Genomic DNA, 25371 nt, shown 5'->3' with positions numbered 1-25371 from the left:
TTTTTCCAAAAAAATCGCGTGGTATCAGACGCTTGCGTGAACGTGCGGCTTACAGCGGCACGCCCAGGCGCTTGGCAACTTCTTCGTAGGCCTCGATCACGTCGCCCAGCCCCTGACGGAAGCGGTCCTTGTCCATCTTCTTGCGGGTTTCCTTGTCCCACAGGCGGCAGCCGTCCGGGCTGAACTCGTCGCCCAGGACGATCTGGCCGTGGAACACACCGAATTCCAGCTTGAAGTCGACCAGCAGCAGGCCGGCGTCATCGAACAGCTTGCTCAGCACTTCGTTGACTTTCAGCGACAGCTTCTTCATCTCGACCAGCTGCTCGGCGGTGCCCCAGCCGAAAGCGACAACGTGGGATTCGTTGATGAACGGATCACCCTTCTCGTCGTTCTTCAGGAACAGTTCGAAGGTAGACGGCTCCAGCTTGATGCCCTCCTCCACGCCCAGGCGCTTGACCAGGCTGCCGGCGGCGTAGTTGCGCACCACGCACTCGACCGGGATCATGTCCAGCTTCTTCACCAGGCACTCGTTGTCGCCCAGCAGTTTGTCGAACTGGGTCGGCACGCCGGCTTCTTCGAGCTTCTGCATGATGAAGGCATTGAACTTGTTGTTCACCATGCCCTTGCGGTCGAGCTGCTCGATGCGCTTGCCATCGAACGCCGAAGTGTCGTTACGGAACAGCAGGATCAAGCGGTCGGCGTCGTCGGTCTTGTAAACCGATTTGGCCTTGCCGCGGTAGAGTTCGTCGCGTTTTTCCATGATTGGGCTCCGCTTGCTGAGGTGTTGGGCTAGGCGATTTCGCGCCAGTCGAGCCCGTGTTCCTGATTCGCCACCTGGAGCCAGTCCGGGTCGCACCCAAGGGTGTCGACGAAGCACTGACGGGCCAAGTGTGGCAGGTTGTTCTTGCTGCTGAGGTGGGCCAGCACCAGGTGCTGCAAGGTGTTCCAGCCCAACTCCTGCACCAGGCGCGCGGCCTGGTGATTGTTCAAATGTCCTTGCATGCCACCTACCCGCTGCTTCAGGAAGGCCGGGTAGTGACCGCGCGCGAGCAGCTCGCGGCAGTGGTTGGCTTCGATCAGCAGTGCGTCCAGGCCCCGGTAGCGCTCGAGCAGCAGCGCATCGTACGACCCCAGGTCGGTGAGCATGCCGAAACGCCGGCGACCGTCGCTGAACACGTACTGCAACGGTTCGTAGGCGTCGTGCTCGACCCGCGCCGGGCTCACTTCCAGCTCACCGATCTGCAGCTGCTGGCCACAGGCGAGAAAACCGGCCACCTCAACCGGCTTGCGCATGCCGCGCAATGTGCCTTGGCTGAGGTAGACCGGTACATTGTAGCGCCGCGACAGCAACCCCACCCCATGCACGTGGTCGGCATGTTCATGGGTGACCAGCACAGCACTCAGTTGCGCCGCCGACACCCCGAGCAGCGCCAGGCGCCGCTCGGTTTCACGCAGGGAAAAGCCGCAATCGACCAGGATGAACGTGTCACCACTGGCGATCAGCGTGCCATTTCCCTGGCTGCCGCTTCCAAGTACCGCGAAGCGCACTTAGCCCAGATGGTCCTGAATGGCGCTCAGCACGCGGCGGGCGACGTCGGCCGGGGCCACGGTATTGATGTTCTTCTCGACGGTGACCTGCACGCTCTCGCCTACCTTGCTCAGGCGTACCTGATAACGCTCGGCGCGGGCTTCACGCTCTTCCTTGGTCGGAGCACTGCCGAACACACGGCTGAAGAAGCCAGGCTCGTTCTGCTTGTCGTCAGGCTTTTCCGACAGGTTGATGTAGTACAGGCCCAGGCTGCGGTTGATGTCCTCGACACGCCACTGGCCACCCTGCTCCAGGGCGCGGCCTACGCCGGACCAGGCACGGTCCAGGTCCGAGCCCAGGAACAGCACCGGGTTGCCGCTGCCATCTTCGCTCAGGGTGACACGGCTAGGCGCGTCGAAATCACGCGCAGCCAGCAGCGATACCGAACCGCCCTTCTCGGCGCTGCGGCTCATGCTGGCAAGCATTTCGTCGACCAGCAGCGCGTCGGCGCCGGTATTGGCCGAAGTGGACGGGAACGCAGTGTCGGCGGTGCTGCCGGCCGGGCGCTCGACGCTGACGATGTACACCTCGGAGGTGTTGCGCTGCACGCCGGGCTCGATGCGCACACGCACGCGCACTTCACTGTCGCCACTGCTGGCAGTGCTCGACAGACGCTGACCGAGCGATGCCGACAGTTCGTCGAAACGCTGCCAGGTGGTGCTGAACTCACCGGTCTGCGGGCGCTCTTCAGCGATGCGGAAGCCATTGTCCTCGAAGAACTGGTGCGCCACCGGCCATACTTCGGCCGGCGAATGCTGGGCCAGCACCCAGCGGCTGTTGCCGCTGCGTTGCAGGGTGTAGTCGCTGGCTTCGGCGCCAGCGGTGAGTGGTTGCGGGCGCGGCACTTCGAACTCGCCAGTGGCATGATCGTCGGCGACGTTGCGCGGGATCGGCAGCAACGGATCAAGGCGCTTGACGTTGCCGGCGTCTGGCGGCAACTGCATCGGCGCGGTCGGGTGCGCCTGCAGGTAATCGCTGCCGCGGTCGCGGAAATAGCCATCCTCGCCCCACAGCCAGCCACACCCACTGGTGCTGGAAATGATCAGGGCGAGCGCGGAAAGACCAGCCAGTCGCTTCATGCGGTGTACTTCCTCTTAAACCAGTACGCCGGACTGGCGCAAGGCAGTACGGACTTTTTCGTGGCAACCTTCGCTCAGCCAGGTGAGCGGCAGGCGAATGCCCTTTTGCATCAGGCCCATTTCCACCAGCGCCCACTTCACAGGGATCGGGTTGGCTTCGCAGAACAGGTCTTTGTGCAGCGGCATGAGTTTTTCGTTGATTGCGCGGGCCTTCTCGGCATTGCCCTGAAGGGCGGCCTCGCACAGGTCGGCCATTTCGCGCGGGGCGACGTTGGCAGTGACGGAAATATTGCCCTTGCCGCCCATCAGGATCAGCTCGACGGCGGTCGGGTCATCGCCGGACAGGACGATGAAGTCCTTGTCGACACCCTCGAGGATGGCCTTGGCACGGGCCAGGTCGCCAGTGGCTTCCTTGATGCCGATGATGTTCTTGACCTTCGACAGGCGGATCACGGTCTCGGCCTGCATGTCGCAGGAGGTGCGACCCGGCACGTTATAGAGGATCTGCGCAATGTCGACGGCTTCGGCAATGTGCTTGAAGTGCTGGTACAGGCCTTCCTGGGTCGGCTTGTTGTAGTACGGCACAACCAGCAGGCAGGCATCGGCGCCGGCATTCTTGGCGTTCTGGGTCAGGTGCACGGCTTCGGCAGTGGAGTTGGCACCGGTGCCGGCGATGACCGGGATCGGCTTTTTGCTGCGCTTGACACGCTCGACCACGTGCTTGATGACCAGGATGTGTTCTTCGACATCCAGCGTGGCCGACTCACCGGTGGTGCCGACAGCGACGATCGCGTGGGTGCCGTTTTCCAGGTGGAAGTCTACAAGTTTGTCGAGGCTGCCCCAGTCCACACGCCCTTGTGCATCCATGGGTGTGACCAATGCCACCATACTGCCCGCAATCATGTAACTGCTCCTGCCGGAAAAAGAGAGCGGTAATGGTACTGGGGGCATCGGCCTTGCACAAGCGAAGCAGGCGGGTGGAGCATTCCCCTCGGCGGCTTATTTCGCTACCCTTGATCCTTTGATCGGTGCAGCGCGGCCCGCCGGGCCGTCGACCCTGCTCCCCGGCCAGCGTCCACGTCCTCGCATGCGAGCCCCGGGCCCTGCCGACAGGAGGCTTTCGCTCGTCCTGCACCGACCGCTCATCGCTTTAGGAATGCTGCATGTCCACCCCCACCGTCCGCGAACAATTCCTTGTCATCAGCGCCTTGGGCCCCAACCCCATGGAGCTGGCCAACGTCCTCAGCCGCGCCGCCTTCGAAAACCGCTGCGCGGTGGTCACATCGCGCCTGAGCCGCCACGGCGAGACCAGCGCCCTGGTGCTGCAGGTAGGTGGCAGCTGGGATGCCCTGGCACGCCTCGAAGCCATGCTACCGGGCCTGGGCAAGAAGCACGGCCTGACCCTCGACGTGGTGCGCAGCGCCGATCAGGAAGTGCGCCCACAGGCCCTGCCCTACGTGGCCTACGTCAGCGCCGCCTATCGCCCGGACATCATCAACGAGCTGTGCCAGTTCTTCCTCGACCACCGCGTCGAGCTCGAAGCCATGACCTGCGACACCTACCTGGCGCCGCAGACCGGCAGCAGCATGCTCAACGCCCAGTTCACCGTGATCCTGCCGGCTGGCACGCAGATCAGCTGGCTGCGTGACCAGTTCCTGGACTTCGCCGATGCCCTGAACCTCGATGCGCTGATCGAGCCATGGCGTCCACAGAACCCCATGTAAGGAAACCGACCATGGCAGTAGCTCTCGACCAACCCGTCGCCGACTTCCAGGCCCAGGCCACCAGTGGCCAGACCGTCAGCCTTGCCGAGCTCAAGGGCCGGCAGGTCGTGGTGTACTTCTATCCAAAGGACAGCACCCCGGGCTGCACCACCGAAGGCCAGGGTTTCCGCGACCAGCATGATGCCTTTGCCGCCGCCAACACCGTCGTGTTCGGCGTGTCGCGCGATGGCATCAAGTCGCATGAAAACTTCAAGGCCAAGCAAGGCTTCCCGTTCGAGCTGATCAGCGACAAGGACGAGGCCCTGTGCCAACTGTTCGACGTGATCAAGCTGAAGAAGCTGTATGGCAAGGAATACCTGGGCGTCGATCGCAGCACGTTCCTGATCGACAAGGATGGCGTACTGCGTCAGGAATGGCGTGGCGTGAAAGTACCGGGGCATGTGGATGCCGTGCTGGCAGCGGCCCAGGCCTTGAATAAAGCCTGAGAATCGGGGCTGCAAAGCAGCCCCGATGACCTCAGAGCATCGGCGAGACGCTCGGTTCCTGCCGCGGCCAGGCATCCAGCACTGCCTTGATCAAGGTCGCCAGCGGGATCGCAAAAAAGATTCCCCAGAAACCCCACAGCCCGCCAAACAGCAGCACCGCGCAGATGATCGCCACCGGGTGCAGGCTCACCGCCTCGGAGAACAGCAGTGGCACCAGCACGTTGCCATCCAGCGCCTGGATGATCGCGTACACCGTCATCAGGAAAATGAACTGGTCGCCCCAGCCCCACTGGAACAGCGCGATCAGCGTCACTGGCACGGTCACGACCACCGCGCCCACGTAGGGCACCACCACCGACAACCCCACCAGCAGCGCCAGCAACGCGGCGTAATTGAGCCCCAGGCTGATGAAGGCAATATAGGTGGCGATCCCGCAGATCAGGATTTCGATGCCCTTGCCGCGAATGTAATTGGCGATCTGCCGGTTCATCTCGCTACCCACGCGGTTCAGCAGGGTGCGCTGACGCGGCAGGTAACCACTGACCCAGCGCCCGATCAGCTCGCGGTCCTTGAGGAAGAAGAACACCAGGATCGGCACCAGCACCAGGTAGATCATCGCGTTGACCAGCAGCGGCAGGCTCGACAGCGAGAAGGTCAGCGCCCATTGGCCGAACTTGCCGATTTCGCCGCGCACCGACTCGATCGCATGCAACACCTGCTCATCCGACACCAGGTGCGGATAACGCTCTGGCAGCAGTAGCAGCAGCGACTGCCATTTGCCGAGCATCCCCGGCAATTCGTTGAACAACGTGATCAGTTGATGCCAGAGCAGCGGCACCAGCACCAGCATGAACACCGCCAGCGCCCCCATGAACAGGGCGAACACCAGCATCACCGCGAACCGGGTCGGCACCCGCATGCGCTCCAAGGCATTGACCAGGCCCTGCATCAGGAACGCCAGGACCATACCGGCCAGCACAGGCGCCAGCATGCCGCCGAGGGTGAGCACTGCGGTGAAGGCGAGGAACAGCAGGACCGCCAGCACCACCGCTTCCTCATCGGAGAAGTAGCGCTCTATCCAGTCGCGAAGCACTTTGAACATTGACGATCCTTCGGTTGGCTCAGGCCTTGCGGAGCCAGTAGGTATAGGTACCGGCCTCGGCCGTTTCTTGCAGCAGGGTATGACCGGCAAGCTGGGCGAAAGTGCGGAAGTCGCGCTGCGAACCTGCATCGGTGGCGACGACTTTGAGGACCGCACCGCTGGCCAGGCGATTGAGTTCCATCTTCGCCTTGAGCAGCGGCAGCGGGCAGTTCAGCCCGCTGGCGTCGAGTTCGGCGTCGCAGGTCAGGGGGTCACTCATCGGGTGCGTCTCCAGGGCGAGGCAGAAAGTCTTGGGTAAGGCTCGGTAGCATACCGCCACTGGTCGGCTCCGCGCGACCCGGCTACAGTAAGGCTTTTCATCGACGCGAGCTTCTGCATGAATCTACTGCGCCCTACCCTGCTGGCGCTGGCCTGCCTCATGGCCCTTCCCGGCCACGCCGACGACCTGCCGTCACTGGGCGACGCCAGTTCCGCCATCGTTTCACCCAAGCAGGAGCACGACCTTGGCCGCGCCTGGCTGAGCCTGCTGCGCGGCCAGGTCAACCAGCTCAACGACCCACAGCTCAAGGACTACGTCGAAACCACCGTCTACCGCCTGGCCGAAACCAGCCAGCTGCAGGACCGGCGCCTGGAATTCATCCTCATCGACAGCCGCGAACTCAACGCCTTTGCCGCGCCGGGCGGCATCGTCGGCGTCAACGGCGGCTTGTTCCTCAATGCCCAGACCGAAGGCGAATATGCCTCGGTGCTGGCGCACGAACTGGCGCACTTGTCGCAACGCCACTTCGCCCGCGGCGTCGAGGCCCAGCAGCGCATGCAACTGCCGATGATGGCGGCCCTGCTGGCTGGCATCGTGCTGGCGGCGGGCGGCGCCGGTGATGCCGGCATCGGCATGATCGCCGGTACCCAGGCGGCGGCTCTTCAGGAACAACGGCGCTTCTCGCGGCAGAACGAGCAGGAAGCCGACCGCGTGGGCATACAGAACCTGGAAAGGGCCGGCTACGACCCGCGCAACATGCCCACCATGTTCGAGCGCCTGGCGCGCCAGTACCGCTACGATGCCAAGCCTCCAGAATTCCTGTTGACTCACCCGGTAACCGAATCGCGTATCGCCGACACCCGCAACCGCGCCGAACAGGCGCCCAAAGGCGGCGTCGAGGACAGCCAACGCTACCAGCTGATCCGCGCCCGCGTGGCACTCACTTACGAAGGCACCCCAGGTCTGGCAGCCAAGCGCTTCCGCGCCCAGCTCGACGAAGATCCAAAACTCGATGCCGCCCGCTATGGTCTGGCCCTGGCGCAGATCAAGGGTGGCCAGCTCAACGAAGCGCGAGAAAACCTCAAGCCATTGCTGGCCAAAGCACCTAACGACATTACCTACAACCTGGCGCAGATCGACCTGGATATCACCAACAACCGCCTGGCCGACGCACAGCAACGTGCCGAGCGCATGCAGGGGCTATACCCGGCCAACTACCCGCTGAAACAGGTACGTGCCGATCTGCTGGTCAAGCAGAACAAGCCCGCCGAGGCCGAGAAGGTGCTGGAAGACCTGCTCAAGAGCCGACCGGATGACCCGGACGTCTGGTACGACATGGCGGAAGTGCGCGGGCTGTCGGGCAATACCATCGGGCTGCATCGGGCGCGCGCCGAATACTTCACGCTGGTGGGGGATTTCGACCAGGCGGTACAGCAGCTGGACTACGCCAAGCGCCGGGCGGGCAGCAACTTCCCGCTGGCTTCGCAGATCGACCAGCGTCAGCGCGAAATCATGGAGCAGAAGCGCATGGTTCAGGAAATGATGGGGCGCTGATGGCCTATTCGCGGGCATGCCCGCTCCCACAGGGGTCGCATTCCCCTGCAGGAGCGGGTTTACCCGCCAAGAAGGCGACGCGGTTCGGCGTCAGGCGTTACCGGAGAGCTTCAGGCGAGCCGCCTGGGTAAAGTCGAGCATGCGGTTCAGCGGCTTGATGGCCTTCGGCACCAGCGCCGGGTCAACGAAGATCTCGTTGCTCCCGTGCCGCAGGCAATCCAGCACTCGCTCCAGGGTATTCATCGCCATCCACGGGCAATGCGCGCAGCTGCGGCAGGCCGCGCCGTTGCCGGCCGTGGGCGCTTCGACGAATTCCTTGTCAGGGCACAGCTGCTGCATCTTGTAGAAGATGCCGCGGTCAGTGGCGACGATAAAGGTCTTGTTCGGCAGGGTTTGCGCGGCCTTGATCAGCTGGCTGGTCGAGCCTACCGCGTCGGCCAGCTCGATGACGGCTTCCGGCGACTCCGGGTGAACCAGGATGGCGGCATCCGGGTACAGCGCCTTCATGTCGGCCAGCTGGCGCGACTTGAACTCTTCGTGAACGATGCAGGCACCGTCCCACAGCAGCATGTCGGCACCGGTCTGCTTCTGGATGTAACGGCCCAGGTGCTGGTCCGGGCCCCAGATAATGGTCTCACCGTTATCCATCAGGCTTTCGACGATCTCCAGCGCGCAGCTGGAGGTCACTACCCAGTCAGCCCGAGCCTTCACCGCAGCGGAGGTGTTCGCATAAACCACCACGGTACGCTCGGGATGCTGGTCGCAGAAGGCCGAGAACTCTTCGACCGGGCAGCCCAGGTCGAGCGAACAGGTGGCCTCCAGGGTCGGCATCAACACGCGTTTTTCCGGGGTGAGAATCTTGGCGGTTTCGCCCATGAAGCGCACACCCGCGACGATCACCGTCTCGGCAGGGTGGTTCTTGCCGAAGCGGGCCATTTCCAGCGAGTCGGACACGCAACCGCCCGTCTCTTCAGCCAGCGCCTGGATGACCGGGTCGCAGTAATAGTGGGCTACCAGCACGGCGTTCTGGGCTTTCAGCTCGGCAGCGATGGCCGCACGGTATTCGGCCTCCTGCACGGCGGTCAGCGGGTTGGGCTGCTTGGCGTCAAGGTGGGCCTGAACCAACAGGCGTTCGGAAATCTGGGTCATGATCGCTGGACCTGCAGGCGCGCGTGCGCGTCAAATCGAGTGTATCACCCGGCCCTGGCAGATCGGCCAAGGGTGCCGGACGGCATGGGCGCCGCCACGGCCCTCTGCGGGCGCGGATTGTTATCGGACGCCGAAGGCTACAGACAATCAAGGGAATTCTAAAGTGGTTTTTGTGGCGCCTGAACCGGCCTCTTCGTGGCTGAAGCCGCTCCCACAAGTACTGTGCAGGTCTCTGGCCTGAAGTGATCCTGCGGGAGTGGCTTCAGCTGCGAAGCGGCCGGTTCAGGTCAACCCCTCAACCCTGCGGTTGCATGGAAGCAAAATGCGCCGCCAGCAACATGGCGAACGCTTCGACGGTCATCTTCTTGCCGTTGAAATCGACCATGCCATCGGCATAGTGCAGGCTCGACACCACATCGTTGCCCTGCACGGTGGCCAGGCCGCTCTGCAGCGCCATCATGCCGACCATCTCCCCGGCCTGGCCGGACTGCATGGCAATCGCCTGGGCATCGGTCTGCCCGTCCAGCAGCGCCTGCAAGGTCGCCAGGTCGCCGATCATCGGCTTGGACAAGGTCAGCTTGCTCTTCACCTCGGTGATCAGTTGCTTGCTCAGCTGGTCCGGCGGCAGGTCGAACGAAGCCGGGTTGGAAAAGTCCATCGACAGTTCGAAGCGGCTCTCGCCATTGGCAGTGCGCAACGCCAGGTTCTCGATCGCCAGCTTGGGCTTGGAGGCCAGCAACTGTTGCAGATCGCCGTGGAACCGGGCTTTCTCCGCCTCATCCATCTGGATTTCCGGCACCGGTTGACCGGCAGCCTGGGCCGCTTCGAACTCCGGCAGGTGGGCCTGGTACCACTTCGACAATGATTGCAAGGCCGGCGCATTGAGCGACTTGATGCTCACGCCCATCTGCACATTGCCGACCGCACGGCCATCCCAGGTGATATCAGCCACCCGATAATCCACGCGACCGGCCACGGTGTCGGGGCCATCCAGGGTCTGCTGGACAGTCTGTTGGAGCCCCTTGAGCACCAGTACCTGCTGCTTGTCACCCAAGGTCGCCTTGGCCTGCGCCAAGAGCATGTCGACATCGCCGACGTATACGGCGTCGTGCTTGCTGGCCGTGAGGTTGCCGCCAACCTTCAGGCCCGACAGTTCGAGGGTGGTTGGTGGCTGGTCGTCGCCGACCAGCTTCATCTCGAAGCGATCCGCGCTGCCGTGGAACTTCGACGCCTTGCCTTCCTGATCACCGCTGACCTCCAGGGTCATGCCGGAGAAGTCCAGGCTGCTGCCATTGGCCTCGGTGTGCTTGAGCGGTGCCACGGTGATGGTGCTGTCGACGTTGCCAGAAAAGCCCAGGCTGGTATGCGCGCGGATCGGCGATTGCTCGCCTGCCGCAGCGAACCACGGCGCAGTCAGGTCATCCTTCTGCAAGCTGCTGTTGCTGGCGGCCAGCACGGGCATCAGTTGCAGCGCCTTGACCCGCGACCACGGGAACGGGCCGTGTTCGATCTGGTCGGTCATGCCCAGGTCGAAGTTGAGCACTTCGCCTTGGCCGAGGTTGATGTCCTTGGCCTTGAGCCGATACTGCGCCGTGCTGCTGAACAAATGCTGATCGAGGGATACCAGCTCAACCGTCATGCTGCCGCCATAGTTGACCAGGGCTTTCTTGAGCTGTTCGTTGCTGCGGCTGACAGCGTTTTCCAGCTCCCCCGGCAGTTGCTTGCCGGTGTACCAGGCGCCAGCGGTGGTCACGACGGCGATGGCGATGGCCAGGCCGGAAAGAATGCCTACTGATTTCTTCATGAATAGAACCGATCGATGTCCATATGGGCAGATTCACAGCCAATCGGCTGCGAGGGGTGCAAAAGGATATCATCGCCGCGCCAGACGAGTGACGGCCCCAGAGCAGAAAGGATGAATTTGGGAAACGTCCGACAATCGTTAATTTTTACGAACATTCGACTCGCTCGAAACCGCAAAAAAACGCGCAAAAATCGAACATTCAGGGTCTTTACCTAATAAATATTTCAATTTCGCAACATCTTGTCATGTTTAACTTGACGCCTCCCTACCAATCGTTTTTTATTTTCACCACCTCGCTCAGCGCCCGATCCACGAAGAAGAAAAAGTCGCGCCGTCATGATGCTCGGATGCCCCTGCCTGCACGCTTCAACCTCCTCGCCAAGGCACTGCAAGCCTGACGTCGGCGCCTAGCCCGCGCCTATCTCTGCTCCAAACAAAAAGGTGAACAACATGGAGCCACACCAGCATGCAGCATGACCACAACGCCACCGGCAACGGCCAATTCCGTAAATCCCTGCGCCTCTGGCACGTGGTCATCATCGGTCTGGCGTACCTCACGCCGATGACCGTGTTCGACACGTTCGGCATCGTGTCCGGCGTTACCAACGGCCACGTTCCCAGTGCCTATCTGCTGGCCCTGGCCGGCGTTCTGTTCACCGCTGTGAGCTACGGCACACTGGTACGCCGTTTCCCGCAGTCCGGCTCCGCCTATACCTACACCCAACGCGCCATCAATCCGCACGTGGGCTTCCTGGTCGGCTGGTCTTCGCTGCTGGACTACCTCTTGCTGCCCATGGTCAACGCCCTGCTGGCCAAGCTCTACCTGTCGGCGATGTTCCCTGAAGTGCCGGCGTGGATGTGGGTGGCCGGCTTCGTCACCCTGATCAGCCTGATCAACATGCGCAGTATCAATCTGGTCGCGCACTTCAACCTGCTGTTCGTGGTAGTGCAGCTGATGATCATGTCGGTGTTCATCTACCTGTGCATTCGCGGCCTGGGTCAGGGCGAGGGGCTGGGGAGCACCTGGAGCCTGATCCCGTTCGCCGACTCGCAGACGCAACTCAGCGCCCTGGCTGCCGGTGCAACCATCCTGTGCTTCTCGTTCCTGGGCTTCGACGCAGTGACCTGCCTGTCCGAAGAAACCAAGGAGCCAGGCAAGATCATCCCGCGCGCGATCTTCCTCACCGCCCTGATCGGTGGCGTGGTGTTCATCGCCGTGTCGTACTTCATGCAGGCCTACTTCCCGACCAACGCACGCTTCCACGACCCGGAAGCAGCATTGCCGGAAATCGCCTTGTATGTCGGTGGCAAACTGTTCCAGTCGGTTTTCATCGCCTGCACGGTGATCAACACCATCGCCTCGGGCCTGGCTTCGCAGACCAGCGTATCGCGCCTGCTGTATGTGATGGGCCGCGACAATGTGATCCCGAGCGGCGTGTTCGCCCGCCTGCACCCGCGCTACAAGACGCCGATCGTGAACATCGCCGTGGTCGGCGTGATCGCCCTCTCGGCCATCTTCTTCGACCTGGTCACCGCCACCTCGATCATCAACTTCGGCGCCCTGGTCGCGTTCAGCTTCGTCAACCTGTCGGTGATCAGCCACTGCTACCTGCGCGAGGGCAATCGCCAGGGGCTGGCCAACCAGATGAAGTACCTGGTGCTGCCCACCATCGGCTTCTGCATCATCGCCAAGCTCTGGCTCGACCTCAACGAGCATTCGTTGATCTTCGGCGGCCTCTGGGCACTGGCCGGGCTGCTGCACCTGGCCTGGCTGACCAAGGCCTTCCGGGTCTCGCCACCGAACTACGTCGCTGATTGACTCCAGCCTCCGACAACGCCCGCGCCTGAACGCGGGCGTTGTTGTTGCCCGATAAGGAAAGTCCTCATGCTGCTGCGTCGCCTGTCCATCCAGTGGAAAATCACCCTGCTAGCCGGCCTCTGTCTGCTGGTCATCGTCGCCTTGCTGGTCGCCAGCTCACTGACCCAGTCGCGGCGCAGCGCAGCGCTGGTCAACCAGGCCAACACCGAAATGCTCGAACACAGTGCGCGCCTGCGCCTGCAGGCCCACGCCGAAACCCAGGCGCTGCGCATTCAGCGCTACTTCATGGACGCCTACCAGTACGCTAACGGCTTCGCTCGCCTGGTCCAGGTGCTCAAGGCCCGCGGTGGCAGCGACCTGCGCACCGAGCTGACCCGCCAGGCCCACGCCAGCCTGGCCGGCAACCCGGACGTGATCGGCCTGTACCTGGTGTTCCAGCCCAACGCGCTGGACCATCAGGATCACCAGTTCATCGGCCAGGAGGCCAGCGGCAGCAACGAAAGCGGACGTTTCTCGCTGTACTGGTCGCAACCCCGCCCTGGCACCCTGGAACTGGAAGCGATGCCCGAGTCCATGCTGGGCGACAACAGCCCCGGCACCAATGGCCTGGCCAAGAACCGCTGGCTGACCTGCCCGCAGGAAACCACACGGGCCTGCGTGCTTGAACCCTACCTCGACGAGGTCAACGGCCACCAGGTGCTGATGACCAGCATCGCCCTGCCGCTGCTGGAAAACGGCAAGGTGGTGGGCGTGGTCGGCCTGGACATCGGCCTGGACAACCTCCAGCAACTGAGCCTGGATGGCCGCCAGGAGCTGTTCGATGGCCAGGGCCAGGTCAGCATCGTCAGCACTGCCGGCCTGCTCGCCGGGCATAGCCGTGACGCCAGCAAGCTGGGCCAGCCGCTGGACAAAGAAGTGGACCAGGGCCTGCTGCGCGTCGCCCGGCCATTCGCGCCGATCCCCGACGCCACCCCGTGGCAGGTGCAACTGGAACTGCCTGAAGCCGTGCTGCAAGCGCCGGCCCTGGCCCTCAACCAGCGCCTGGACGCCCATAACCAGAGCGCCAACCTGACCAGCCTGCTGATCGGCCTGGGCGCCGCCATCATCGGCCTGCTGCTGGTCTGGCTGACGGCGCGGGGCGTGACCCGGCCGATCCTCGCCGTGGCCGCCCGGCTGAAAGACATCGCCAGTGGTGAAGGCGACCTGACCCGTCGCCTGGACTACGCCCGTCAGGACGAACTGGGCCAGCTGACAGGCTGGTTCAACCGCTTCCTCGACAAGCTGCAGCCGGTGATCGCCCAGGTCAAAGGCTCGCTGCTCGAAGCCCGCGGCACCGCCGACCAATCCGCCGCCATCGCCAGCCAGACCAGCAATGGCATGCAGCAACAGCAGCGGGAAATCGAACAGGTCGCCACCGCCGCCAACGAAATGAGCGCCACTGCCCAGGATGTCGCCCACAACGCGGCCCAGGCCGCCCAGGCTGCACGCGGCGCCGATCAGGCCAGCCGTGAAGGCTTGCAGTTGATCGCCAGCACCCGCCAGACCATCGACCAGCTGGCCACCGGCATGGACGCCGCCATGGGCGAGGCCCGAGCGCTGGAGCAGCGCAGCGAGCAGATCGGCTCGGTGCTTGAGGTGATCCGCGCAATTGCCGAGCAGACCAACCTGCTGGCCCTCAATGCCGCCATCGAAGCCGCTCGCGCGGGCGAGGCCGGGCGTGGCTTTGCCGTGGTCGCCGATGAAGTGCGCAGCCTGGCCCAGCGCACCCAGGTGTCGGTGGAAGAGATTCGCCAAGTGATCGAAGGGCTACAGCAAGGCACCCAGGACGTGGTGGGCGCCATGCATGAAGGCCAGCGCCAGGCTCAGGCCAGCGCCACGCGCATGGAGCAGGCGCTGCCCGCACTGGAGCGCATCGGCGAGGCCGTGGCGGTGATCAGCGACATGAACCTGCAGATTGCCTCGGCCGCCGAGGAGCAGAGCGCGGTGGCCGAGGAAGTGAACCGCAATGTGGCCGGGATTCGCGACGTGACCGAATCGCTCTCGGGCCAGGCGGATGAATCGGCACGCATCAGCCAGGCGCTCAATCGACTGGCGAATCAACAGCAGGCATTGATGGAACAGTTTCGCGTCTAGCCTGTAAGGGCCTCTCCGCGGGCACGCCCGCTCCCACAGGAATATCGCCAGGAGAGCTGCGCTGTATCTGTGGGAGCGGGTTCACCCGCGAAGAGGCCAGCACAGCCAATATAGAAATATCGCTATTTACCGAGCACACCCCATGCAAACCGCAACCCGTTCTTCCTTCTTCGATATCACCAGCGAACAGGGCCTGTTACGCACCTCGATCGCCGTTACCTTGTTCATCGCCACCATCGGTATCGGCTTCGGCCTGGCCTCCGGCTCCTTCTCGATCGTCTTCGATGGCGTCTATTCGCTGGTCGACGCCAGCATGAGCGGCCTGTCGCTGGTGGTGGTCAAACTGATCACCTCGCACGCCACCAGCCTGCAACTCTCGCGCAAGCTGCGCGAGCGCTTCACCATGGGCTTCTGGCACCTGGAGCCGATGGTGCTGGCACTCAATGGCATCCTGCTCAGCGGCGTCGCCATCTACGCGCTGATCAACGCGGTCAGCAGCCTGCTGCAAGGCGGCCGCCACCTGGAGTTCGGCATCGCCATGGTCTATGCGCTGCTGACCGTGGTCGCCTGCGCGACCATCGCCGTGGTGGAACAACGCGCCAACCGCAAGCTTAAGTCAGACTTCGTGCGCATGGACGTCAAAGGCTGGGTGATGTCGGCCAGCATCACCGCCGCCCTGTTGATTGCCTTCTGCTTTGGTTATGCCGTGCAGGGCACGCAATGGGAGTGGGTATCGCCGTACATCGACCCGGCGGTACTGGCACTGGTCTGCCTGGTGATCATTCCGCTGCCGCTGTCGGTGGTGCGTCAGGCACTGTCAGAGATTTTCCTGGTGACACCGGGCGACCTCAAGCTGCATGTCGACACCGTCGCCCGACAGTTCGTCGCCAGGCACGGCTTGAAGTCCTACAAGGCCTACGTGGCCAAGGTCGGGCGCTCACGCGAGATCGAGCTCTATTTCATCGTGCCGGCGGACATGCCGCCACGCTCGATCGCCGAGTGGGATGCCTTGCGTGACGAAGTCGGCGAGGCCGTCGGCGGCGAAGGCCCGGATCGCTGGATCACCGTGGTGTTCACCGGCGACCCGGCCTGGGCGGAATAACCTCCCCGCGTCAGTACTCGCGGCCGTCCAGCTGGCCGAGGTCAGCAGCCAGTTGCAGGCGCGCGGTGTACCAGTCGACCACCGACGCGACCCGCCGCTGCTGCGCGTTGGCCAGATCGTTCTGGGCATTCAGCAGCTCGATGATGCTGCCGACGCCGGCCTTGTACCGCCCCAGCGCCACCCGGTGCGACTGACGGGCGCTGGCGACCAGCCGACGGCTGATGACCAGCGCCTGGGTACGCGCCTCCAGGGACTGGCGGCTGCGCCAGACACTCAGGGCGATGGCCCGCTGGGCACCGTACAGGTCCTGCTCCCGCGCCGCCGCTTCCGCTTCGGCCGCCCGCGCCCGTCGGCGGGCCAGAAAGCCATCGAAGATCGGCACGCTGACCTGCACGCCCACGGTCCAGGTTTCGATCTGCTGCCGCGAGGCCACCTGTTCGACCGGCGTATCCTCATGCCGGTAGTCGCTGTACAGCGAGATCGTCGGCCGCCCCTGGGCCCGCTCCGCTTCGGCCTTGGCCAGGCTGGAGGCCCATTGGGCGCGAGCGCTGTCCACCGACGGGTGGGTCTGCCGGGCCTGTTCCATCAACGCATCGACACTTTGCATGAAGCGCGCTTCCTGGCCTTGCGGCTCGTCCAGTGCTTCCAGGCGCAGCGGCGCGGAAGGCGACAGGTTCAAGGCGCTGGCCAGCGCACCGTGGGCAATGGCCAGGTCACCTTCGGCCAACACCCGCTCCAACTGCGCCTGCTCGAAGGTGGTCTGTGCCTGCAAGCGATCAGCGCGCTCCCCTGCCCCGGCCTGGTGCTTGGCGGTGGTCACGCGCAAGCTGTCGGCCGCCAGCGCCTCGATGCTGCGCCGGGCCTCGAGCAAGGCGGTGCTGGCCTGCACCTGGTAGAACGCCTTGCTGGTGCCGAGTACCACCTGCTGGATCTTTTCCACCCGACTGCTGCTGGCCGCATTGAGCAACTGGCGGGCGCTTTCAACCCTGGCGTCGCGCAGGCCGAAGTCGTACAGCACCCAGTTGAGGCTCAGCCCATAGCCGCTGGTTCGGGCGTCGAGGCTGGTGTTGGCTTCGGGAAAACCGTCATAGCGCGTCTTGCGGTTGGCCCGGCCAGTGTTCGCCTGCCCCTGCAAGGTCGGCCAGTAGGCCGAGCGTTCGGCCTCCATGCTGGCCTGGTTGCTCAACTCCGTACGCCAGGCAGCCTGCAGCTCGGGGTCGGCGCACAAGGCCATGGCCACGGCGCGGGACAACGACAGCGGCTGGTCGGCAGGCCATGGCCCGGGGCAGGCTTGCAGGGGCTGCGCGGCCTGGCCCTGAAGGCCGCACAGACAAAGCAGCATGGCCAGCATTGCGCGGCGCTTCATGATGCGCTCGTCAGCCGCCCGTCGAGCAGCGCCACCACCCGCTGGGCCGAGCGGATGGTATCCGGCCGATGGGCGACGATCACGCGGGTTATGTGCAGCGCTTCCAGCGCCTGGTTGACTGCCGCCTCGCGCTGGATGTCCAGGTGGCTGGTGGCTTCGTCGAGGAACAGCAGCTTCGGGCGCCGGTACAGTGCGCGGGCCAGCAGGATACGCTGCTTCTGCCCGCCGGAAAGCACTGCGCCCATGTCGCCGACCAGCGTGTTGTAGGCCATCGGCATACGCGCGATGTCGTCATGCACGGCAGCCAGGCGTGCACACTGTTCGATCCAGGCCGGGTCGGCGTCGGTGGCGAAGAAGCTGATGTTGTCGGCGATCGAGCCAGCGAACAGCACGTCGTCCTGCAGCACCGTGGCGCTGATCCGGCGCAGCCGGCCTATCGAGCGGGCGTCGATGGGCTCGCCATCGAGCAGTACCTGCCCTTCCACCGGCACGAGGATGCCCAGCATCACGTTCAACAGGGTACTTTTGCCGCAACCTGAAGGACCGACGATGGCCAGCGACTCACCCGGTTCGATGACCAGCGAAACACCGTCCAACACCCACGGCTCGTAGGCGTTATAGCGGAACCTCAGCCGACGCACTTCCAGGCGCGGCACCGGCCCTGCGTCTGCCTCCGGCAATGGCGGAGACTGCGGTTCGGCGGCCTCCAGCACAATGTCCGACAGGCGCTCACCCTGCAGGCGCAGCATCACCACGTCGACCAGCTTGTCGATCAGCCCGGACACGCGGCTGTTGAACTGGTCCTTGTAGGCACTGAAGGCGATCAGCATGCCGGCGCTGAGCGCACCGTCCATCACCTGCCGGGCGCCCAGCCAGATCACCAGCAGGGTCACCAGGCCGAACAGCAAACCGTTGAAGGCGCGGTACAGCAGTTGCAGCTTCTGCGGCCGCAAACCGGCATTGATCTCGTCGATCAGCAGGCCACTCCAGGTCGTCGCGCGCTGCTCCTGATGAGCGAACAGCTTCAGCGTGCGCACGCCGCGCATGGTTTCGAGAAAATGGCTCTGCTGCCTGGCTGCATGCACCAGTTCATCTTCGCTGGCCCGTCGCAGCGGCCCGAACCAGGCCCAGCGCGCCAACCCGTAGAGCACCATGGCAAACACCGCAATGAACGCCAATGGCGGGCTGTAGAGAAACATCAGGGCTAGCGTGACCACGGTCATCAGGCCATCGAGCAGGGCTTCGATGAACGAGGTGGTGAGGGTGCGCTGGATCGCCTTGAGCGAACCGAAGCGAGAAATGATATCGCCCAGATGGCGCCGCTCGAAGAACGCCACCGGTAGGCGTACCAGATGGTTGAAGACATTGATCTGCCACTGGCTGCCAAGCAGCGTACCCAGGTACATCAAGGCCCACGAACGCCCCAGCGACAGCACCTGCTGGGCCAGCAGCATCAGGCCGAAGCCGATAGCCAGCACCGCCAGCAGGTCGCGATCGGCGCTGACCAGCACTTTGTCGATCACCGTCTGCATGAAGAACGGCGCCAGCACCATACACAGCTCCAACGCCAGGCCCAGCGCCAGTACCTGGGCGAATACGCCGCCAAATCCCTCGACCTTGCCCAGCAAGCGCCGCAGGGACAGCCGCGTCTTCGCCACGCCTGGCTGGAAATCGCTGTGAGGCCATAGCTCCAGGGCGACGCCAGTGAAGGCCCTGGAGACCTCTTCGAGGCCAAGCTTGCGCACCCCGTGCGCCGGGTCATGGATGACCACGCCCCGCGGGCCGACCTCCTTGAGCACCACGAAGTGATTGAACTCCCAGTGCAGTATGCACGGAAGACGCAATTGCGGCAGTGCCTCCAGCTCCAGGCGCAGCGGTCGCGTGGCCAGCCCCAAGTGGCCGGCCATGGCCATCAGTTGCTTGAGCGTGGCCCCCTTCATGGAAGGCGCGAGCTTCTGGCGCAGGCCCTGCATGTCGTGCACCTGGCCGTGATAGGCGGCAACCATCGCCAGGCAGGCCTGGCCACATTCGGCAGCTTCGACCTGCAGCATCACAGGCAGCTTGCGGCCGATGCCAAAGCTCAGGGATTGGTAAAGGCTCACAAGCGTTTTCCTATGCCGCGCAGGGGCTCGAGCAGCCATTCGTAGAGCGGCAACTCCTCCAGCATGATGTCCGCGTCCAGCTGCATGCCGGAGCGCAGGGGTTCTTCAACGCCGCGGGCGAACAGGCTTTGTCGCTCCAGCGTGACCTTGACCCGATACAGCGGCCCTTGTTCGCGCAGCGCCTCGGAGGGCACGCCAACGCTCATGACCTCGTCAGCCGGCATGGCGCTGCGGGAAACCGAGGCCACGGTACCGCGGGCCAGGCCAAAATGCTGGTAGGGGAAGGCCTGGTAGCGCAGCAGCACCGTATTCCCTGGCCGCACGAAGCCGGCCGAGCGGCTGGGCACATGGAGTTCCGCATAAAGACGGCTGTCCTGCGGTACCAGGCTAAGCAGCGGGCGACCGGTATCGGCGCGCGCCCCGTTGACCACGCCTAGCGCCGCCACCTCCCCGGTCACCGGGGCGGTGATCGTCACCTGGCGCTTGACCTCGCTTTCCAGCAGGCTGCTCTGGCTCTCCAGCAACCGGCGCTGCAGCTCCGCCATCTGCTTGGTCTGCTGGTAAGGCAACTCGGCAAGTTCGGCGCGCAACGCGGCGCTTTCGTTGCGCAGTGCCAGCAGCGAGCGGTTCAGTTCTTCGGCGCGCAGGCGCATTTCCAGCACGGCATCCTGACGGGCCTGGAGCAAGTCACGGGAAACGAAGTCCTGACGTTGCAGCTCGGCGTAGCGTTCGGCGATTCCCTGGGCCAGCGCCAGGCGCTGGCGAGTCAGGGCAATCTGCGCGGCGACTTTTTCCTGTTCACCTTCCAGCATGCCGAGGCGACGGGTCTTGCCCTCACGTTCTTGCTGATGAAGCACGCGGGTTTCGTCAATCTCGTCGGCCAGGCTGTTGTTGCGCCGGGCAAGCAGGCGGCTGATGGCATCCTGGTTGGCAGCTGCCTCACCGTTGCGGGTGTCACTGGCCAGGGTCAACAGGACCTGCCCCGCCTTGACGTGCTCGCCATCGCTGATCTGAAGGTCTTGCACCACCCCAATCTGCGGGGCGAAGACCTTGACCACCCCGGCTTCGGGCACCAGCACGCCGCTCACGGCTTCACGCCGCGTGTAGCTGGCAAAGGTGATGAACAGGCTTACGGCGATGCAGAACAGCAGCGCACAGGCGCTGGCGATGCGCAAGGAGGGTGGCGATACCAATATCACGCTGCCCAGGTCGTTGCGTGCCCCTGATTGCAGTGCTTCCTTACGAAATAGCATTCCCTGGCCTACTACTGGCAGTTGCGAAATCGCCCGCAGCAAGTCCGGCTTCGGGCCAGGCCAGACTAATCAAGCCAGTCACAACGGGCACTAGTACAGATGCACTAGTGCGCGACGCAGCGAGAACGGCATCACATTGTGGCACTAGGACACTAGGTCACCCGTGCTATTGCTTCAAGCGGCAGGCCCTTCACATGATTTGCCAGGTCCGGTAAACGCTTTGCCGGTGACGGAACAACACAACTTGAAGAGGACTCATCCGTGAATACCGAACTTGAAAACCTGCGCACACTCGACGATGACGAACTGGAACAGGTCAGTGGTGGCATTTCAGCTTTTGGCTACCACGCCGATGCCAGCGTCGTTAACTATGGCCAAGGCTCGATCTTGCATGTGAGCTGGGGCAGTAACGGCGGCAAGTACAACTTCTTCGAACTGAAGCTGTGCTGATTGGCCAGGCCCACAGCCTTTGAGGATGTGGGCCTCTGCCGTTCTTCAAGGCCCGGAACGACAAAGCCCGCGACCATTGCTGGTTGCGGGCTTTGTGCTACTGCATATGGTGGGTCGTGTAGGATTCGAACCTACGACCAATTGGTTAAAAGCCAACTGCTCTACCAACTGAGCTAACGACCCGCTGGTTGGCGCGTATAATACTGATTTCTAACGGGAAATCAATACCCGTGCCAACCTTTTGTCAGAAGTAGCGGGTTGGATCTGCTACGCCCGCCGCCTTGAAACCGTCAGCACGCAGGCGGCAGCTGTCGCATTTGCCACAGGCCTGGCCTTCATCATTGGCCTGGTAGCAGGACACCGTCAGGCTGTAGTCCACGCCACGGGCGATACCCGCCTGCACAATCTGCGCCTTGCTCATGTTCTGCAGCGGCGCCTGGATGCGGAAGCCCTGCCCTTCGACACCTGCCTTGGTGGCCAGGTTGGCCATGCGCTCGAACGCCTCGACGAACTCGGGGCGGCAGTCCGGGTAGCCGGAGTAGTCCACTGCGTTGACGCCGATAAAGATGTCACGCGCTTCCAGCACTTCCGCCCACCCCAGTGCCAGCGACAGGAACACGGTGTTGCGGGCCGGCACGTAGGTGACGGGAATACCCTCGCCCGGAGTCTCCGGCACATCGATGCTGCTGTCGGTCAGGGCCGAGCCACCGATACCATCGAGGTTGAGGCCAATGACCTTGTGTTCGACCACGCCCAGGTCACGGGCGACGCGGGCGGCGGCGTTCAGTTCGGCGCGATGGCGCTGGCCGTAGTCGAAGCTCATGGTGTAGCAGCTGTAGCCTTCGGCCTTGGCCATGGCCACGACCGTGGCCGAATCGAGGCCGCCTGACAGCAGGATTACAGCGCGTTTATCAGTCATCTGTTTCATTCCTCAATCAACGTCCAGGTTCGTCGTTCCACAGCAGCTTGTGCAGCTGCATCTGGAAACGCACGGGCAGGTTGTCGGCGACGATCCAGTCGGCCAGGTCGGTCGCGCTCACCTGGTGATAGCTGGGCGAGAACAATACCTCGCCCGCACGTTCGGCCAGGTTGTACTGGATCAGCTTGGACACTGCCCAGTCGTAGTCCTCGCGGGAACAGATGACGAACTTGACCTGGTCGTTGCGGGTCAGCTGCTCGATGTTCTCGTAGCGGTTGCGGTGCGACTCTTCCGACCCTGGGGTCTTTAGGTCGACCACGCGGCTGACGCGCACATCGGTGCCCGAGATATCGAGGGCGCCGCTGGTCTCCAGCGACACTTCGTAGCCGGCATCGCACAGGCGCTGCAGCAGCGGCAAGGCGTTCGGCTGGGCCAACGGCTCGCCGCCAGTGACGCAGACGTAACGCGGCTTGAAGCCGGCCACCTGCTCAAGGATCGAATCGAGGGTGCGAATGGTGCCGCCAGTGAAGGCGTAGGCACTGTCGCAATACTGGCAGCGCAGGGGGCAACCGGTCAGGCGCACGAATACCGTGGGCAGCCCAGCCGTTCGTGTTTCACCCTGCAAAGAGTAAAAGACTTCGGTGATGCGTAATGTGTCTTGCATGCTCGCCACGGGCGTGACAGCTAAACAGGCTGTCCGCCTCCGTCAGGCACTGTCGCGGACTCGACATGGCGTTATCCGCTACAGCGTGTTTATAAAAGGGCAGTGATTCTAACGAAAAAACCCGCGACAGGCGCGGGTTTCTTGCAAGGGTGCAACTTAGAGCTTCTGCAGGTCGCGTTGCGCCAGTTGCGCGGCGGAGGTGCCGGGGTACTGGGTGATGACCTGTTGCAGGATGCCCTTGACCTTGTCGGTGTGGCCCATGCGGCGCTCGACGTCAGCCAGCTTGTACAGCGAATCTGGCACCTTGCTGTGCTTGGGGTACTTCTGGCTGACCTGGGCGAACGCCTGGCTGGCCGCAGGCAGGTCGCCCTTGGCCAGGTTCACCTCACCCAGCCAGTACTGGGCGTTGCCGGCGTACTGGCTGTTCGGGTACTTGCGCAGGAAGGCGTTGAACGCCTGGCTGGCCTTGTCGAAGTCCTTCTGCTTGATCTGGTCGAAAGCGGCGTCGTAATAGAGCTTTTCTTTCGCCGGATCACCGGGCTCGCTGCTGGCGGCCGGTGGTTGTGCAGCAGCGCCAGCGGCGCCTGCTGCGGCACCGGCGGCGGCATTGGATGCACCACCGGTGGAGGAATTGTCGGGGGTCGCGGCAGGCGCGGCACCACTGTTGATGCGACGATCAAGGTCCTGGTAACGCTCCAGGTTTTCCTGCTTCATGCGCGACACATCGTTCTGCAGCTCTTCGATGATGCCTTGCTGGCGGGAAAGTTGATCCTGCATCTGTTGCAGCTGCATGAACAGCTGGCCCTGTGCCGAAGCAGGGGCCGAAGCCCCTGCGCCGGCATAGGCGCCGCTCGTGCCATAACCGGAAGGTGGGTAAGCACCCCCGTTGTCATCAACTACAGGAACCGCAGCCCACGCCGAGAGCGGAAGGCTGAGTGCGAGGACGGTTACAGCACGACGGCACATACGCATAAGAACTTACTTACGCAGTTCTACGCGACGGTTCTGAGCCCAGGACTGCTCGTCGTTGCCGGTGGCAACTGGACGCTCTTCGCCGTAGGAAACCAGTTCCAGCTGAGCAGGGGAAACACCCTGCAGAACCAGGTAGCGCTGAACGGCTTTCGCACGACGCTCACCCAGAGCCATGTTGTACTCGCGGGTGCCGCGCTCGTCGGTGTTGCCTTCCAGGACAACGCGGTTGCCGTTGGCTTTCAGGTCCTTGGCGTGAACGTCCAGAGCGCGCATGGCTTCTGGCTTCAGGTCCGAGCTGTCGTATTCGAAGTAGAAGGTGGTGATTGCGCGCAGGGCAGCTTCTTCGCTCAGGGAGCCGTCAACTGCGCCAGTGTTGGCACCGTAGCCAGCGTTCGGGTCAACAGCGCCTTCACCAGCGTTGTCACCGCCTTTCGAGGAGCAACCTACAGCTACGGCCATGGCCAGAGCCAGCGCAGCAAATTTACCAAACTTCAGCATTTCCATCGTGAAACTCCTAATGAAACCCCAGTGTGTTAAGCAAAAACGTATTACGCCGCATCAGTTCAGGTAAGGGGACCAGGACGGTTCTCTGACTTCGCCTTGAGCGGTAGGAAGTGGGAGCCTCACACGGCCGTTAAGCGACACGAGCATCAAGACTCCCCGGCCCTGCTGGCGGGTGGCGTAGATTAGCATGGTGCCGTTAGGCGCAACAGTGGGCGACTCATCAAGACTTGTTTCCGAGAGAATCTTTACACTTCCGCGCTGCAAGTCCTGTGCCGCCACCTTGAAGTTGGTGAAGCCTTGCTGACGATGGATCATCACCAGGGTCTTTTCGTCCGCCGACAGTTTCGGGTTGGCGTTGTAGTTGCCCACGAACGTCACACGCTCGGCACCACCACCGCTGACCGATTGCTTGTAGATCTGTGGCTTGCCACCGCGGTCGGAGGTGAAGTACAGGGTGTTGCCATCCTTACCCCAGAACGGTTCGGTGTTGATGCCTGGGCCGGCGGTCACACGGCTGATCTGGCGCGAGGCCACGTTCATCACGTAGATGTCCGGGTTGCCGTCCTTGGACAGCACGAACGCCAGGCGCGAACCATCAGGCGACCAGGCAGGTGCACCGTTCAGGCCTTCGAAGTTGGTCACCTGCTCGCGGCGACCGGTATCGATGTTCTGCACGAAAATCCGCGGGCGCTTCTGCTCGAACGACACATAGGCGATACGCTTGCCATCCGGCGCGAAGCGTGGCGACAGGATCGGTTCACGCGACTGCAGCAGGGTTACGGCACGGGCGCCGTCGTAGTCCGAACGCTGCAGGGTGTAGCGGGTATTGTTGGTGGAAAAGCGCTCGGCCGTCACGTACAGCATGCGGGTGGAGAATGCCCCCTTGATGCCGGTGAGCTTTTCGAACGACTGGTCGGCAATGTAGTGCGCCATGTCGCGCAGCTGGTCGGTGCTGCCTGCCACGCTACCGGTCAGCACTTGCTGCTCGGTGGCGACGTTGAACAGCGCGTACTGCACCTGCAGGCGACCGCCCGAAGGCACGATGCTGCCAACCATCACGTACTGGGCACCCAGCGCTTTCCAGTCGCGGAAGATGACTTCGCTGGCCTGGGTAGGCTGGCTGATCATGTTCTGACGCGGAATCGGCGAGTAGTAGCCCGAGTTGCGCAGGTCGTTGCCAATGATGTCGGCGATGTCTTCCGGCAGCACACTGCCACCCTGCAGACCGAACGGCACTACCGCGATGGGCGTGGCCCGATCGCTGCCGCTGGTGACCAGGATGTTCTTTTCCTCTGCCATGGCCATGCCAGCCACGCAGCAGAGCATGACCAGCATTCCTCGAA

Annotated in this window: 23 protein-coding genes, 1 tRNA gene and 1 pseudogene; 8 read left to right on the top strand and 17 right to left on the bottom strand. The window is 63.3% G+C overall.

Going from position 1 to position 25371, the window contains the following annotated elements; translation table 11 throughout:
- Nucleotides 1-49: 49 nt before the first annotated feature.
- Genes purC through dapA form a run of 4 tightly spaced genes read right to left on the bottom strand, consistent with a single transcriptional unit; the run spans nucleotide 50 to nucleotide 3570 of the window.
- Nucleotides 50-760 carry a phosphoribosylaminoimidazolesuccinocarboxamide synthase gene (gene purC, locus HU738_RS09050; RefSeq protein ID WP_011535129.1) on the bottom strand — a complete coding sequence of 237 codons (711 nt, stop codon included), beginning with the start codon at nucleotides 758-760 and terminating at the stop codon, nucleotides 50-52.
- Nucleotides 761-789: 29 nt separating this feature from the next.
- Nucleotides 790-1548, bottom strand: coding sequence for an MBL fold metallo-hydrolase (locus HU738_RS09045; protein ID WP_176507823.1), 759 nt, complete (start codon nucleotides 1546-1548; stop codon nucleotides 790-792).
- Nucleotides 1549-2667: an NlpB/DapX family lipoprotein gene (bamC, locus tag HU738_RS09040; protein ID WP_186603455.1), complete on the bottom strand. Its 1119-nt coding sequence runs from the start codon at nucleotides 2665-2667 to the stop codon at nucleotides 1549-1551.
- A gap of 15 nt (nucleotides 2668-2682) precedes the next feature.
- On the bottom strand, nucleotides 2683-3570 hold the full coding sequence (gene dapA / locus HU738_RS09035; protein WP_186603456.1) for a 4-hydroxy-tetrahydrodipicolinate synthase: 888 nt from the start codon (nucleotides 3568-3570) through the stop codon (nucleotides 2683-2685).
- Nucleotides 3571-3830: 260 nt separating this feature from the next.
- Between dapA and HU738_RS09030 the strand changes: the two genes are divergently transcribed.
- Entirely contained in the window at nucleotides 3831-4391 is a 561-nt protein-coding gene (locus HU738_RS09030) for a glycine cleavage system transcriptional repressor (protein ID WP_013973793.1), read from the top strand.
- Between the two features lie 11 nt (nucleotides 4392-4402).
- On the top strand, nucleotides 4403-4876 hold the full coding sequence (locus HU738_RS09025) for a peroxiredoxin (protein WP_186603457.1): 474 nt from the start codon (nucleotides 4403-4405) through the stop codon (nucleotides 4874-4876).
- 31 nt (nucleotides 4877-4907) lie between these two features.
- On the opposite strand, the gene HU738_RS09020 is transcribed toward HU738_RS09025, so the two are convergent.
- Together HU738_RS09020 and HU738_RS09015 are read right to left on the bottom strand one after the other, a co-directional pair.
- Complete coding sequence (locus HU738_RS09020) at nucleotides 4908-5978, bottom strand: AI-2E family transporter (protein WP_176507819.1); 1071 nt, start codon at nucleotides 5976-5978, stop codon at nucleotides 4908-4910.
- 19 nt (nucleotides 5979-5997) lie between these two features.
- Complete coding sequence (locus HU738_RS09015) at nucleotides 5998-6237, bottom strand: sulfurtransferase TusA family protein (protein ID WP_176507818.1); 240 nt, start codon at nucleotides 6235-6237, stop codon at nucleotides 5998-6000.
- A 117-nt stretch (nucleotides 6238-6354) separates the two neighbouring features.
- Here HU738_RS09015 and HU738_RS09010 point away from each other — a divergent pair, with 117 nt between their 5' ends.
- Entirely contained in the window at nucleotides 6355-7791 is a 1437-nt protein-coding gene (locus HU738_RS09010; RefSeq protein WP_186603458.1) for a M48 family metalloprotease, read from the top strand.
- 90 nt (nucleotides 7792-7881) lie between these two features.
- Here HU738_RS09010 and nadA read toward each other — a convergent pair whose 3' ends face one another.
- Nucleotides 7882-8940 (bottom strand): quinolinate synthase NadA, encoded by a 1059-nt coding sequence (gene nadA / locus HU738_RS09005; RefSeq protein WP_186603459.1) that lies wholly within the window; start codon nucleotides 8938-8940, stop codon nucleotides 7882-7884.
- A gap of 295 nt (nucleotides 8941-9235) precedes the next feature.
- A complete protein-coding gene (locus tag HU738_RS09000) occupies nucleotides 9236-10744 on the bottom strand; it encodes a YdgA family protein (RefSeq protein WP_186603460.1) in 1509 nt (502 codons plus the stop codon).
- Between the two features lie 466 nt (nucleotides 10745-11210).
- Between HU738_RS09000 and HU738_RS08995 the strand changes: the two genes are divergently transcribed.
- The 4 genes and pseudogenes from HU738_RS08995 (at nucleotide 11211) to HU738_RS08985 (ending at nucleotide 15798) form a co-directional block, all read left to right on the top strand.
- The gene (locus HU738_RS08995) at nucleotides 11211-12563 is read left to right on the top strand and encodes an APC family permease (RefSeq protein ID WP_186603461.1); all 1353 of its coding nucleotides are present in this window, start codon (nucleotides 11211-11213) and stop codon (nucleotides 12561-12563) included.
- A 66-nt stretch (nucleotides 12564-12629) separates the two neighbouring features.
- Nucleotides 12630-13838, top strand: a pseudogene (locus tag HU738_RS26340) (cache domain-containing protein); the annotation flags it as partial.
- Between the two features lie 102 nt (nucleotides 13839-13940).
- Nucleotides 13941-14696, top strand: a complete 756-nt coding sequence (locus HU738_RS26335) for a methyl-accepting chemotaxis protein (RefSeq protein WP_437182023.1) — start codon at nucleotides 13941-13943, stop codon at nucleotides 14694-14696.
- Between the two features lie 142 nt (nucleotides 14697-14838).
- Nucleotides 14839-15798 (top strand): cation diffusion facilitator family transporter, encoded by a 960-nt coding sequence (locus HU738_RS08985; RefSeq protein ID WP_176507813.1) that lies wholly within the window; start codon nucleotides 14839-14841, stop codon nucleotides 15796-15798.
- A gap of 10 nt (nucleotides 15799-15808) precedes the next feature.
- On the opposite strand, the gene HU738_RS08980 is transcribed toward HU738_RS08985, so the two are convergent.
- Genes HU738_RS08980 through HU738_RS08970 form a run of 3 tightly spaced genes read right to left on the bottom strand, consistent with a single transcriptional unit; the run spans nucleotide 15809 to nucleotide 20519 of the window.
- The gene (locus tag HU738_RS08980) at nucleotides 15809-17164 is read right to left on the bottom strand and encodes a TolC family protein (protein ID WP_176507812.1); all 1356 of its coding nucleotides are present in this window, start codon (nucleotides 17162-17164) and stop codon (nucleotides 15809-15811) included.
- Nucleotides 17161-19266 carry a peptidase domain-containing ABC transporter gene (locus HU738_RS08975; protein ID WP_186603463.1) on the bottom strand — a complete coding sequence of 702 codons (2106 nt, stop codon included), beginning with the start codon at nucleotides 19264-19266 and terminating at the stop codon, nucleotides 17161-17163. Before HU738_RS08975 ends, HU738_RS08980 begins: the two co-directional genes overlap by 4 nt.
- Nucleotides 19263-20519 (bottom strand): HlyD family secretion protein, encoded by a 1257-nt coding sequence (locus tag HU738_RS08970; RefSeq protein WP_186603464.1) that lies wholly within the window; start codon nucleotides 20517-20519, stop codon nucleotides 19263-19265. Before HU738_RS08970 ends, HU738_RS08975 begins: the two co-directional genes overlap by 4 nt.
- Nucleotides 20520-20780: 261 nt before the next feature.
- Between HU738_RS08970 and HU738_RS08965 the strand changes: the two genes are divergently transcribed.
- A complete protein-coding gene (locus tag HU738_RS08965) occupies nucleotides 20781-20969 on the top strand; it encodes a bacteriocin (RefSeq protein ID WP_099815429.1) in 189 nt (62 codons plus the stop codon).
- A 107-nt stretch (nucleotides 20970-21076) separates the two neighbouring features.
- Here HU738_RS08965 and HU738_RS08960 read toward each other — a convergent pair.
- The 6 genes from HU738_RS08960 to tolB form a co-directional block, all read right to left on the bottom strand.
- A tRNA-Lys gene (locus HU738_RS08960) sits at nucleotides 21077-21152 on the bottom strand.
- Between the two features lie 61 nt (nucleotides 21153-21213).
- Nucleotides 21214-21888 (bottom strand): 7-cyano-7-deazaguanine synthase QueC, encoded by a 675-nt coding sequence (queC, locus tag HU738_RS08955; protein ID WP_176507809.1) that lies wholly within the window; start codon nucleotides 21886-21888, stop codon nucleotides 21214-21216.
- 16 nt (nucleotides 21889-21904) lie between these two features.
- Nucleotides 21905-22552: a 7-carboxy-7-deazaguanine synthase QueE gene (queE, locus tag HU738_RS08950; RefSeq protein ID WP_186603465.1), complete on the bottom strand. Its 648-nt coding sequence runs from the start codon at nucleotides 22550-22552 to the stop codon at nucleotides 21905-21907.
- Between the two features lie 156 nt (nucleotides 22553-22708).
- Nucleotides 22709-23524 (bottom strand): tol-pal system protein YbgF, encoded by an 816-nt coding sequence (ybgF, locus tag HU738_RS08945; protein WP_186603466.1) that lies wholly within the window; start codon nucleotides 23522-23524, stop codon nucleotides 22709-22711.
- Nucleotides 23525-23530: 6 nt separating this feature from the next.
- Nucleotides 23531-24028: a peptidoglycan-associated lipoprotein Pal gene (gene pal / locus HU738_RS08940; RefSeq protein WP_023381906.1), complete on the bottom strand. Its 498-nt coding sequence runs from the start codon at nucleotides 24026-24028 to the stop codon at nucleotides 23531-23533.
- 54 nt (nucleotides 24029-24082) lie between these two features.
- A complete protein-coding gene (gene tolB, locus HU738_RS08935) occupies nucleotides 24083-25363 on the bottom strand; it encodes a Tol-Pal system beta propeller repeat protein TolB (protein ID WP_176507941.1) in 1281 nt (426 codons plus the stop codon).
- Nucleotides 25364-25371 lie beyond the last annotated feature (8 nt).

This window comes from Pseudomonas vlassakiae, from assembly GCF_014269035.2.
GTDB classification, from domain to species: domain Bacteria; phylum Pseudomonadota; class Gammaproteobacteria; order Pseudomonadales; family Pseudomonadaceae; genus Aquipseudomonas; species Aquipseudomonas vlassakiae.
Note: the sequence above shows the minus strand (reverse complement) of the source record. Positions and strands in the feature narration are given on the sequence as shown.